Consider the following 11,887-nt stretch of genomic DNA (forward strand, 5'->3'; position numbering starts at 1 on the left):
CGCGCGCACCGGGCGGCCGGTGCCCGGACGGCCGGGCGGCGAGGACGCGGCTCGCGGGCCGCACGCGCACCGCGGCGCCGCGGCGCCGCGGCGCGGTGCCCTGTCCGGGAACGCGTTTTGCGTTTACCCGGCCCCATCCCGCCGTTAGAGTCCGCGCGTGCGCGGGGACACCCGCGCTTCGCTCTTCCAGGTCCTCCTTCATCGAGGGAACGCCATGCCCACCCAGACCTACGACGCCATCGTGATCGGCGCCGGCACCGGAGGCTACCCGGCCGCCATCCGCCTCGCCCAGCTCGGCAAGAAGGTCGCGCTCATCGAGAAGGACGCCACCCTGGGCGGCGTCTGCCTGAACTGGGGGTGCATCCCGTCGAAGGCGCTCATCGCGGCCGCCAACCTGGTGGACGAGATGCGCGGCGCCGCCGATCGCGGGATCATCGCCGAGCCGCCGCGCGTCGACGTGGCGAAGCTGCGCGAGTTCAAGGACGGCGTGGTGAAGAAGCTCACCGGCGGCGTGGCGCTGCTCGAGAAGGGCAACGGCGTCGAGGTGGTGCGCGGGACCGCCACCGTGGTCGCGCCGAACGCGGTCGAGGTGGCCGGCAAGGACGGGCAGAAGACGCGGCTCGAGGCCGGCGCGATCCTGGTCGCCACCGGCGCGCGGCCCATCGAGATCCCGGGGTTCGCGTTCGACGGGAAGGACGTCTGGAGCGCGCGGGAGGCGGTGGATCTCCCGGAGGTGCCGAAGCGCCTGGTCTGCATCGGCGGCGGCATCATCGGCATGGAGCTCGGGACCGTCTACGCGAAGCTCGGCGCGCAGGTGACCTTCGTCGAGGCGCTGCCGCAGGTGCTCACCGGCGTCGATCCCGACGCGGTGCGCCTGGTGCAGAAGGGGCTCCGCCAGCGCGGCGTGGCCGTGCACGTGAACGCGAAGGCGAAGGGGTACGAGCGCCGCGGCAAGGAGCTGGTCGTCAAGATCGAGATCGAGGGCAAGGAGCAGGAGATCCCCTGCGACAAGATCCTGGTCGCGGTCGGCTTCAAGCCGAGCTCGGCCGGCTTCGGCCTCGAGCAGGTGGGCGTGAAGATCGGGCCGAAGGGCTTCATCGAGGTCGATCAGCAGTACCGCACCAGCGTGCCGACCATCTTCGCCGCCGGCGACGTGACCGGGCCGCCGCTGCTCGCGCACAAGGCGTCGAAGGAGGGCGAGATCGCCGCCGAGGTCATCGCGGGCCACAAGACCGTGCGCGACTGGGTGGGGATGCCCACCGCCATCTTCACCGACCCCGAGGTCGCCGCGGTGGGCCTCTCGGAGGAGGAGGCGCGCAAGCAGGGGTACGATCCCATCGTCGGCAAGTTCGCGTTCGGGGCGCTGGGTCGCGCCATCGCCATCCACCACACCGAGGGCTTCGTGAAGGTGGTGGGCGACCGCAAGACGAAGCTCCTGCTCGGCGCGAGCATCTGCGGGCCCGAGGCCGGCGACCTCATCGCCGAGGCCGCGCTGGCGCTGGAGATGGGCGCGTACCTGGAGGACGTGGCGCTCACCATCCACGCCCACCCGACGCTCCCCGAGGCGCTCAACGAGGCCTGCCGCGCCGCGCTCGGCGAGGCCATCCACATGCTGAACCGCCCGGAGCGCCCGAAGAAGGGCGAGGCCGCCGCGGGCGCCCGGGCCTGACGCGCGCGCTCCGCCGGGCACCGGCGCCGCCACCCGGCGGTGCGCGGTCCCGCGGGGAGGGATCGATGCCGCGCGTCCTGCGCACCTACCGCCTCGGCCGCGTCGAGTACGAGGACGGGCTCGCGCTCATGCGGCTCGCCGCCGACGCGGTCCGCGCCGGCACGCCCGCCGCGACCGACTTCTTGTTCCTGCTCGAGCACCCGCCGGTGCTGACGCTCGGCCGCAGCGCCGGGCGCGAGCACATCGTGGCCGCGCCGGCCTGGCTCGAGAAGCAGGGCTTCGAGATCCACGAGACCGACCGCGGCGGGGACGTCACCTACCACGGGCCCGGCCAGATCGTCGGCTACCCGGTGCTCGATCTGAACGGCCGCAAGGACGTGCGGCGGTACGTGGGGGCGCTCGAGGAGGCGATGATCCGCACCTGCGCCGACTTCGGCGTGGAGGCGGGCCGCCACCCCGAGCACCGGGGCTGCTGGGTGGGCCGCCGGAAGATCGGCGCGATCGGCGTGCACCTCTCGCGCTGGATCACCTCGCACGGCTTCGCGTTCAACGCCCGCACCGACCTCGCGCACTTCCAGGTGATCGTCCCGTGCGGCATCGCGGATCCCCGCCTCGGCGTGACCAGCCTCGAGGCCGAGCTGGCGGCGCGGGGCCGGGCCACGCCGGAGCAGGCCGAGATCGAGAACCGGCTGGCCGCGCACCTCGCCGACGTCCTGGAGCTGGCCCGCGCCGACGCCGGGCCCGACCTGCGCACCATCTCGGTGGTCCCGGTGCGGCCGGACGGGCGCGTGCTGCTGCTCCGGCGGAGCGTGGAGCGGGGCGGCTTCTGGCAGCAGGTGACCGGGCGGATCGAGCCGGGCGAGGCGCCGGAGCAGGCCGCGCGGCGGGAGCTGCGCGAGGAGACCGGCGCCGATCTCCCGGTGGTGTCCCTCGGCTACCGGCACGCGTTCGGGCTCGACCCCAGCGTCAACCGCGTCCGGCCCGGCGCGCTCGTGGTGGTCGAGGAGGTGGCGTTCGCGGCCCGGGTGCCCGACGGGTTCGAGCCGCGCCTCTCCGGCGAGCACACCGAGCACGCCTGGGCCACCGGGGAGGAGGCGGCCGCGCAGCTGCGCTTCCCCGGGCTGCGGCGGGCGGTGCGGCTCGCGCTCAGCGCCCGGCGCTGAGCCCCTCGAGCGCCTGCGCCGTCGCGACGAAGCCCCCCGGCGCGTCGCGGACCCACTCCGCGATCCGGAACACCGCACCGCCGGCGCGCCGCTCGTCCGGGCCGAGGCGGATCTCGCCCGCGTGCAGGCACACCTCGACCCGGCAGCGCGCCCCGGCCGCGCGGGCCAGCGACTCGCTCAGCCCGGCCCCGAGCTCGGCGGCCTCGGCGCGCGCGGCGCGCGCCGCCTCCGGCGCCGGCGGCAGCACGCGCGTGGCGAGCAGCGTCCCGCTCGCGCGCACGTCGATCTCCCATCCGGCCGCGGACAGCCGGCCCGCGGCGGCGTCCTCCAGCTCGAGCAGCGCCAGCACGTCCGCGGGCTCGAGCCCGCCCGCCGGCGCGAGCGACACGTGCAGGACGGCGGCGCGCGCCGCGTGCTCCTCCGCCTGCCCGGCGAGGCCCGCCGCCGCCCGCAGCGCCTCGAGGAACGCCGGCGCCGAGCCGAAGCGCTCGTCGGGGCGCTTCGCCAGCGCGCGCTCCACGACCGCGTCCACCGCGGTCGGCACCGGCGCGAGCCGTCCGGGCCGCGGGGGCGGCGCGCTGAGGTGCAGCCGCTCGAGCTCGAACTGGTCCTCCGACCAGAACGGCAGCTCGCCGGTGAGGAGCTGGTACAGCAGGACGCCCAGGGCGTAGACGTCGGCGCGCGCGTCCACCGCCTCGCCGCGGATCAGCTCCGGCGCCATGGCGTGCGCCGAGCCGAGCCGCTCGCCCGTGACGGTGATGCTCGGATCGTCCGGGCCGGCGGCGTGGGCCACCCCGAAGTCGAGCAGCTTCACCCGGGGCGGATCGCCGCTCTCCACGAAGACGTTCGACGCCTTGACGTCGCGGTGGACCACGCCCGCCTGGTGCGCGGCGTCGAGCGCGGTGCACACCGGCGCGAGCAGCTCCACCGCCTCCGGCAGCGACAGGCGGCCGCGGGCGAACACGAGCTCGAGGAGGCTCCGCCCCTCCAGCAGCTCCATGGCCACGAACGGCCGGCCGTCGGCGAGCGATCCCAGCTCGAGGATCTCCACGACGTTCGGGTGGCGGAGCCGGGAGAGGATGCGCGCCTCGCGCACGAAGCGGCTCGCCATCTCCGGGGAGGCGGCGTAGACGTGCGACAGGACCTTCACCGCCGCGCGCCGCCCGGTGGCGCGGTGCGCCGCGAGGTAGACGACGCCGTGACCGCCGGCCGCGAGCGAGCGGACCAGCTGCCAGTCGCCGGCGAACGCGCCGGCGGCGAGCGTCTCCGGCGCCGGGGCGCGGCCTCCGACCGGGGGGGTGGCGCCGGGGAGGGGAAGGGTGGCCTTTTCCTCGGGCATCCTCGATCCCCGGTTTAGCATGGGCGCGTGAGCCTCACTCCCCGCGCCGTGCTGGCCGGCTCCGTCTTCGGCCTGCTCCTCGCGGCGGGCAACGTCTACATGGGGCTCCGGACGGGGTTCTGGGAGATCGGCATCGTCACCGCGACGGTGCTCGCCGCGGCCGTCTACCCGCTGCTGGGTCGACGCCTGGACGCGACGGACGCGACGATCACACAGTCGATCGCGACCGGCACCGGCGCCGCGCCCGCCGTCGCCGGGCTCCTCGGCGCGGTCCCCGCGCTGGAGCTCATGGGCGCCGCCCCGCCAGCCTGGACGGTCGTCGCGTTCGGCATCGGGGCCGGCGTGCTCGGGCTCCTGCTGGCGCACGGCCTGCGGCGGCGGTTGCTCGAGGAAGAGGCGCTCCCGTTCCCGAGCGGGATCGCGGCCGCCGAGGTGCTCCGCACGCACGCCGGCTCCGGCGCGCGCGCGCTCACCGTGAGCGGCGTGCTCGCCGCCGCGCTCACGGCGCTGCGCGACGGGCCGGGGCTGGTCCCCGCGATGCTCCTGACGGGCGGGCGGGCGGGCGCCCTGGGCCTCGGCGTCGCGCTTTCGCCCATGCTGGCAGGGGCGGGGGCGCTGGTGGGGGTCGCGAACGCGAGCGCGCTCGCGGCCGGCTCGGCGCTCGCCTTCTTCGTCATCACGCCCATCCTCGTCCGGACCGGCGCCATCGCCGACGTGACCTTCGTCTCGTCGGCTGCGTGGCTGCTCTGGCCCGGGGTGGGCCTGGTGCTCGGCGGCTCGGTCGTGTCGCTGGTCGCGGACCTCCGGGCGTTCGGTGCCGGCGTCGCCGACCTCGGCGCGCTGCTCCGGGGCGCGAGCCGCTCCAGGGTCGCGCTCGCCTTCACGGTGGGGGCGGCGATCCTGATGGTCGGCGCCGCCCACGTCGGCTTCGGCCTGCACCTCGGGGTGGCGGCGCTCGTCGCGGTGCCCTCGCTGCTCGGCGCGGTCGCCTGCGCCCGGGTGGCGGGGCGGACCGACGTCGCGCCCATCGGCGAGGTGGGGCAGGTGCTGCAGGGCGGCGCGGGCGCGCTCGGCACCGGGGCCGTGGCCGCCACCGCTGCCGGGGCGCTGCCCTCCTCGGTGGGGGGCCAGGCGGCGATCTCGCTCTGGTCGCTGCGCGCGGGGGCCCGGCTGGGCGTGCCCCCTGCGCTGCAGCTCCGCGCACAGATCCTCGGCATCGTGCTCGGCATCGCGGCGGCCGTCCCGCTGTACCGCGCGTTCGTGCACGCGCACGCGCTCGGCTCGGTGGAGCTCCCGGCGCCGACGGCCCTGCGCTGGCGCGCGCTCGCGGAGGCGGTGGGCGGGGGCGGGCACCTGCCGCACGGCGCGCTGCTGCTGCTGGTCGCGGGGACGCTCGCGGGGGCGCTGCTCGAGGTGGCGGGTCGCGGCCGCTTGCGCGGGAAGGTCCCGACGCCGGGCGCGCTCGGGCTCGGGTTCCTGGTGCCGGCGCACTACGTCGGGACGATGCTGCTGGGCGCGCTGCTCGGCGCGTGGCAGGCCCGGCGAGGCCGCGGCACGGCGGTGGAGCCGGTCGCGGCCGGCGCGATCGTGGGCGAGTCACTCGTGGCGCTGATCGCCGCCGCCGTCGCCAGCGGCGCCGGGCCGCGCTGACGCGCCGTGCTCGCGGCGGTCAGGCGGGGCGGTCGCCGAGCGGCGCCGCCGACGCACGGGCGCGGGCGAGCGACGCCTCCAGGCGGCGCCGCATCACGTTGGGGATCCCGTCCGCCAGGCGGAGCGCCTCCTCGAGGACGGCGAGCGCCTCCGCTCCCCGCCCGTCGCGCAGCGCGGCGAGGCCGCGCAGCTCCAGCACCTCGAGCGCCTCCTGGTCGATCGAGGTGCCGCGCGACCTGGCGCTCAGCGCGTCCCACTCCGCTGCCCCGGCCCGCCGGGCCGTGAGATCCACCATGGCCGCGAGCACCTCGTCGGAGGGCGCGAGGACCGCGCCGGCGCTGGAGCGCGCCTCCACCTCGCGCACCTCCGCCAGCCAGCCGCGCGCGCCCTCGGCGTCGCCTCCCCAGGCCAGCAGGCGGGCCATCAGCAGCCGGGCCAGCGGCTTGCCCGCGATCTCCGGGTGACGCCGCTCCAGCTCCACGGCGCGGTGCACGTGAGGGAGCGCCCGGTCGGGCGCGCCGGCCTGGTACAGCAGCTCGCCCATGTTGAACTGCCCGACGTACTCGATCCCGATCATCCCGAGATCGCGGCCGATGCGCAGGAACGCGGCCTCGTCCTCGAGCGCGCGCTCCAGGTCGCCGCGGGCGATCCAGACGTTGCGCCGGTTGTTCAGCGCGGACGCGAGATGGAGCGCGTCCCCGCGATCGCTCGCGAGCGCCAGCGCGCGCCCGAAGGTCCGCTCGGCGTCGGCGGTCCGGCCGAGGCTGGGCAACACCGCGCCGCCCATCACCAGCGCGACCATCAGCGTCTCGTAGCCCTCGTCGCCGAGCGGCTCGGCGAGGGTGGCGGAGGCCTCCACGGCCGCGGCGCCCTCCCGGACCCGCGCGCGCCGCAGGAGCGCGCGGCCCCGCGCCAGCGTGAGGCGCACCGCCACCAGCGGGCCCGGGCTCTTCCCGGCGATCCGCTCGGCCTGGGCGAGCCGTTCGGCCGAGGCCGCCCAGTCGTTCATCCAGTCCAGCGCGGTCGCCTCGTCGAGCAGGCACTCCACCTCGCCGACCGGATTCCCCACGGTGCGCGCCACCGCGGCGGCCGCGCCCAGATCCACGATGGCGTCCCGGTACCGGCCGAGCCGGTAGCGCACCAGCCCGCGGCCGCGCAGCGCCACGAACCGCCCGCGATCGTCCTCCGCCGTGAGCTGGGTCAGCACGCGGGTGTAGTGGGTCTCCGCCTCCAGGTAGGCGTGGCGCCCGCGGAGGCCCTCGGCGATCCGGAGCCAGAGCGAGGCCGCCTCCGGGCGCAGCCCGCACGCCTCGGCGTGCACCGCGAGGCGCGGCAGCCGCTCGCCGTCGGGCAGGGTGGTGACGAGCAGGTAGTAGCGGAACGCGGCGCGGTGCACCGCCCGGCGCTCGTCGTCGGAGGCGGACGCGGCCACCGCGTCGCGGAGCAGCGGGTGCCGGAACGCGACCCGGTCTCCGCGCTCGACGAGCACCCGCAGCTCGAGCAGGCGGCGGGTCGCGACCTCGGGGTCGAGGCTCATGGAGCGCCCCAGGCCGTCGCGGTCGAGCTCGGTCACGACGCCCGCGACCTCGCTGCGCGAGACCTCGTCCGCGAGCAGCGCCACCAGCCGCGCGTGCGCCGCCAGCGCCTCGGGCAGGAGCGCCATCTCCTGCCGCGCCAGCCAGTCCACCAGCGGCAGGTCGGGCACGCGCTCCAGCTCGTCGGTCGCCACGTACCAGTTGCCTTGCGGTCCCTGCTGACGGACCAGCCCCTGCGCGCGAAGCCCGCGCACCAGCTCGACGAGCAGCACCGGGATCCCGCGCGATCGCTCCACCAGCCGGGCCACGGCGCGCGCCGGGACGTTCTCGGCCGGGAGCAGCAGCCGCCGGCACAGCTCGCCGGACTCGTCCGGCTCGAGCGGCCCGAGCACGATCCGGTGCTGCTGCGCGGCGCGCTCGCCCAGGCCCGGCCGCGCGATGCCGAGCGCCGGGCGTGCCAGCGCGCACACGAACAGCGGCACCTCCGCCTCGGCCAGCGCGGCGAACTCCAGCGCGTCGAGCGCCGCGGCGTCGGCGAAGTGCGCGTCGTCGACGAGCACGCAGACCGGACGGGCGCGCGCCCTGGCCCGGAGCGCCTCTCCCGCGGCGCGCATGGCCGCGGTCCGCAGCGCGCCGGGGGCCGCGCGCCACTGCCGGAGCACCGGCTCGTCCGCGTCGATCCAGCCGAGCGCGAGCGCGACCGGCGCCCAGGACTCGCGGCCGGCATCCGGCAGCAGGTTCGCGAGCGCGGCGCGCCCGCGGTCGGCCGGCGGCGGCGCCCCGGGGGGGCAGGCGCAGGGCCCAGGCGAGCAGCGCGCGCAGCGTCTCGTCCTGGCCGACCATGCCGTCTCGCGCGCGGACCTCGAAGACCTCCGGCGTGCTGGGGAGCGCGCGCAGCCGTGCCGCCAGCTCGGCGCCGAGGGCCGTCTTGCCCATGCCGGCCTCGCCGGTGACCGAGACCACCCCCGGAGCGTGCCCGGTGAGCGCGGCCGCGGCCGCGGCGACCAGCCGTTCCAGCACCGGGGCGCGGCCCACCAGCATGGGCAGCGGGGCGTCCACGTCGTCGTCGTCCAGCAGCCGGAGCAGCCCGTCCGGCCGCCGCGCCACGCGCGCGGACGGGACCGCGGCCGCGGCGCGCGCGGTCAGGAAGATCTGGGCGCCCTCCGCACCGCCGTGCAGCGGGGGCCAGGGCTCCGGAGGCAGGTAGTAGCGGGGCCCGGTGGCGAGATCGACCAGCGACACGCTGGCGAGGTCCACGACCGCGCGCGTCGCCACGGCGTCGCGCACCAGCGCCGTCGCGCCGTCGAGCGCCAGGCGCACCGCGTTCTCCCGCGCGCCGGGCTCGAACACCACCGCGGCGGAGCGCGTGTCGAACTGCGCCAGCCGGCCGCCGGCGGCCTGGGCCACGCGCTGCAGCCGGAGCACGTCGGAGTCGAAGCCGACCCGGAGCAGGCCGACGTTGCGGCGCCGCACCCCGGTCGGCTGCGGCGCGTCCGCCGGCGGGCGCACCTCGGCGGTGATCGCGAACGCCGCCTGCAGGGCGGTCCGGAGCGCCGCTCCGTCGGCGTAGCGTCGCTCCGGGAGCTTCGCCAGGCAGCGGAGGATCACCTCCTCGAGCCCGGCCGGCACCGCGGCACGCTCCGATGGCCGCGGCGGTCGCTGGGCGAGGTGCGCCTGGCGCAGCTCGCCGGGAGCGCCCTCGAACGGCGGCGAGCCCGTGGCCAGCTCGAACAGGATGGCGCCGGCGGCGTAGACGTCGGCGCGCACGTCGAGCGCGTCGCCCCGGACCTGCTCCGGCGACATGTAGGCCGCCGTTCCGGCGGAGGCGCCCGGCGGCGCGTCCGCCGGAGCCTGCGTCGCGGGCCCCTCCGCGAGCCCGAAGTCCACGAAGCGGGCCGCGCCCGACCGGACGAACACGTGGCGGGGCTTGAGGTCGAGGTGGCGCCAGCCGCGGCCGTGCAGCAGCGCGAGCGCTTCGGCGAGCGCGAGCGCGACCCGCCGCAGCTCGTCCGCCGGCAGCGGGCCGCGGAGCGCGTCCAGCCGGTCTCCGAGCGAGGGGCCCGGCAGCAGCTCCAGCGCGAGCCAGGCGCGGCCGTCGTCCAGCACCCCGCTGCCGAGGAGCGCAGGGGCCAGCGCCGGCCCGACCGCGCGGACCGCGTCGGCCTCCCGGAAGAGCTGGTCGCGCGCGCGCGGCGTCGAGCCCTGCGCGATCTTGACCGCGGCGGCGACCCCGTCGCGCGCCCGCCGGGCGGCCAGCGTCTCGCCGAACCCGCCACGGCCGATCACGCCCTCGATGTCGAACCCCGGGATCGGCGGAAGGGCCGGTGGAGGCGGTCCGGACGCATTCACGGAGCGCATCATACGACGCGCTCACGGGTGGGTCGCGCGAAACCCGTGAACGGGTGCGCGATATCCGCTTGGAGTAAAGCCACGTGATCCTTAGGGACGCAGATCTGCCCCTTTCACGTACAGTATACCCCCTACGAGTGTCACATGATCAAGGGATATCGTACCCGTTTGAAGGGACAAAAAGTGGTGCGGATCCGTGCCCAAAGGTGCGCGAGGGGGAGTGGCGGTGGGGACCCCTGCGTGGACAGGCGACGGAGGAGGAAAGCTCATGCACGTCTACATCCGCTCGCTCCTGATCGCAGCTCTTCTCACCGTCGCCGCGCACGCCCGCGCAACCACCAGCGAGAACGGCCTGGTCGGGAACGGCATCAACACGAACGGCATCAACACGAACGGGATCAACACCAACGGGATCAACACCAACGGTCTCGTCGGCAACGGCATCAACACGAACGGCATCAACACGAACGGCATCAACACGAACGGCATCAACACGAACGGCATCAACACGAACGGGATCAACACCAACGGTCTCGTCGGCAACGGCATCAACACGAACGGCATCAACACCAACGGCATCAACACGAACGGCATCAACACGAACGGCATCAACACGAACGGCATCAACACGAACGGCATCAACACGAACGGCATCAACACGAACGGCATCAACACGAACGGCATCAACACGAACGGCATCAACACGAACGGGATCAACACGAACGGCATCAACACGAACGGCATCGACACGAACGGCATCAACACGAACGGCATCAACACGAACGGCATCAACACGAACGGCATCAACACGAACGGGATCAACACGAACGGCATCAACACGAACGGCATCAACACGAACGGCATCAACACGAACGGGATCAACACGAACGGGATCAACACGAACGGCATCAACACGAACGGGATCAACACGAACGGCATCAACACGAACGGCATCAACACCAATGGCTTCCGTCCGCTCGACAACGGCCTCGCCTTCGGCGCGGGCACGTCGGGGATCGCGGCCGCGGGCCTGACCGGCTCCGCGATGGCCGCCCCGGCGTTCGCCGCCTGGTTCGACCGCGACGCCGGGTACTCGGACATGGTCATGAAGTACGTGGCGCAGTGCGCGCTGCCGGCCGGCGCCACGCTGTCCTACGCGCACGCCGGCAAGTCCTACGCGTGGTCGGGCGTGTTCGGCCTGGCGCCGCGGTGGTCCGCGGGCGCCGCCATCCCCGCCGCCGAGCAGGAGCTCGTGAGCGCCTGCGTCGCGGCGCACACGAACGCCTTCGGCAAGCACGTCCAGATCTCCGTCCGCGGCTACGACCCCAGCGGCGCGGCCATCCCCGTCACCGCCGAGGAGACCGCCGGCTGGCGGTTCAGCGAGGCGACGTACTTCGGCAACCTCTTCGACGGCTCCGGCGTGTACGTGGCGCTCTCGGCCGAGTCGCTCGATCCGCGCGTGTCCACGCCCCGCGGCTGCGCCGCCGAGCACGGCGTCCCGGGCTCCTGCGGCCCGATGGTCCAGGCCGGGCTGGCCGCGGACCGCTGCACGGCGGGCGCGGACGGCGTCACGCACGCCTCCTGCTCGGTGAACGGGCGCGCGTTCCGGCCCGTGCAGGTCTTCCTGACCACGGCCGACGTGTCCATCTCGGAGTAGCCGAGGAGGTCCCCATGCTCGCCACCTTCGAACCCGCAGGAACCGCCCCCGCGCCGTCGCTGGTCTGCAGCTTCGCCAGCCACCTCGACGCGTTCGGGCGCGTGCTGCGGCTGTCCGACGGCCTGACCATCGGCCGCGCCGAGCAGGCCGACCTGCCCGTCGACGACCGCGGCGCGTCGCGGCTGCACGCGCGCATCGCCCGCCGGCCGGACGGCGCGTGGATGGTCACCGACCTCGGGTCGACGAACGGCACGTTCGTGAACGGCGTGCGGATCCGGTCCGCCGTCCTCAGGGACGGCGACGAGATCCGCGTCGGCGCGGTGACCGCGTTCCGGTTCTCGGCGCGCGGCGACCTCCGCCGGACCGCGCTCGCCGCCTAGGCTGCCACGCGCTACCCCGGCGCCCGGCGCCCGGATCCTCGACGCCCGAGGGTCCGGGCGCCGTCGTCTCGGGCCCGCCGAGGCGTCTCCGGCCCAGGGGCCGCCCGTCCGGATCCCGGGCGGGTGGCATGTGGCGCACGTTTGG

7 protein-coding genes and 1 pseudogene are annotated in these 11,887 nt (G+C 75.6%); 5 read left to right on the plus strand and 3 right to left on the minus strand.

The window, feature by feature from the left end:
* Positions 1 to 214 precede the first annotated feature (214 nt).
* Positions 215 to 1,669 carry a dihydrolipoyl dehydrogenase gene (lpdA, locus tag A2CP1_RS10590; RefSeq protein WP_012633302.1) on the plus strand — a complete coding sequence of 485 codons (1,455 nt, stop codon included), beginning with the start codon at positions 215 to 217 and terminating at the stop codon, positions 1,667 to 1,669.
* A 65-nt stretch (positions 1,670 to 1,734) separates the two neighbouring features.
* A complete protein-coding gene (gene lipB / locus A2CP1_RS10595) occupies positions 1,735 to 2,832 on the plus strand; it encodes a lipoyl(octanoyl) transferase LipB (protein ID WP_012526068.1) in 1,098 nt (365 codons plus the stop codon).
* Here lipB and A2CP1_RS10600 read toward each other — a convergent pair.
* Positions 2,816 to 4,171 carry a serine/threonine-protein kinase gene (locus A2CP1_RS10600; RefSeq protein WP_012633303.1) on the minus strand — a complete coding sequence of 452 codons (1,356 nt, stop codon included), beginning with the start codon at positions 4,169 to 4,171 and terminating at the stop codon, positions 2,816 to 2,818. The genes lipB and A2CP1_RS10600 overlap by 17 nt on opposite strands.
* A 27-nt stretch (positions 4,172 to 4,198) precedes the next feature.
* Here A2CP1_RS10600 and A2CP1_RS10605 point away from each other — a divergent pair, with 27 nt between their 5' ends.
* On the plus strand, positions 4,199 to 5,821 hold the full coding sequence (locus A2CP1_RS10605) for an OPT/YSL family transporter (protein WP_012633304.1): 1,623 nt from the start codon (positions 4,199 to 4,201) through the stop codon (positions 5,819 to 5,821).
* A 19-nt stretch (positions 5,822 to 5,840) separates the two neighbouring features.
* On the opposite strand, the gene A2CP1_RS23745 is transcribed toward A2CP1_RS10605, so the two are convergent.
* Both A2CP1_RS23745 and A2CP1_RS23750 read right to left on the minus strand, forming a co-directional pair.
* A complete protein-coding gene (locus A2CP1_RS23745) occupies positions 5,841 to 7,970 on the minus strand; it encodes an ATP-binding protein (RefSeq protein ID WP_049771363.1) in 2,130 nt (709 codons plus the stop codon).
* Between the two features lie 1,009 nt (positions 7,971 to 8,979).
* Positions 8,980 to 9,717: pseudogene (locus A2CP1_RS23750) on the minus strand (serine/threonine-protein kinase); the annotation flags it as partial.
* Between the two features lie 256 nt (positions 9,718 to 9,973).
* Between A2CP1_RS23750 and A2CP1_RS10615 the strand changes: the two are divergent.
* Together A2CP1_RS10615 and A2CP1_RS10620 are read left to right on the plus strand one after the other, a co-directional pair.
* Complete coding sequence (locus A2CP1_RS10615; protein ID WP_012633305.1) at positions 9,974 to 11,362, plus strand: beta strand repeat-containing protein; 1,389 nt, start codon at positions 9,974 to 9,976, stop codon at positions 11,360 to 11,362.
* Positions 11,363 to 11,376: 14 nt separating this feature from the next.
* Complete coding sequence (locus A2CP1_RS10620; protein ID WP_012633306.1) at positions 11,377 to 11,742, plus strand: FHA domain-containing protein; 366 nt, start codon at positions 11,377 to 11,379, stop codon at positions 11,740 to 11,742.
* The last annotated feature ends 145 nt before the right edge of the window (positions 11,743 to 11,887 follow it).

It is taken from the genome of Anaeromyxobacter dehalogenans 2CP-1 (assembly GCF_000022145.1).
Classification (GTDB): domain Bacteria; phylum Myxococcota; class Myxococcia; order Myxococcales; family Anaeromyxobacteraceae; genus Anaeromyxobacter; species Anaeromyxobacter dehalogenans.

Bases quoted from the DNA above. Each gene is read 5' to 3' on its own strand.
- lpdA (WP_012633302.1), top strand. From the start codon at position 215: ATGCCCACCCAGACCTACGACGCCATCGTGATCGGCGCCGGCACCGGA.
- lipB (WP_012526068.1), top strand. From the start codon at position 1,735: ATGCCGCGCGTCCTGCGCACCTACCGCCTCGGCCGCGTCGAGTACGAG.
- A2CP1_RS10600 (WP_012633303.1), bottom strand. From the start codon at position 4,171: ATGCCCGAGGAAAAGGCCACCCTTCCCCTCCCCGGCGCCACCCCCCCG.
- A2CP1_RS23745 (WP_049771363.1), bottom strand. From the start codon at position 7,970: ATGCGCGCCGCGGGAGAGGCGCTCCGGGCCAGGGCGCGCGCCCGTCCG.
- A2CP1_RS10615 (WP_012633305.1), top strand. From the start codon at position 9,974: ATGCACGTCTACATCCGCTCGCTCCTGATCGCAGCTCTTCTCACCGTC.
- A2CP1_RS10620 (WP_012633306.1), top strand. From the start codon at position 11,377: ATGCTCGCCACCTTCGAACCCGCAGGAACCGCCCCCGCGCCGTCGCTG.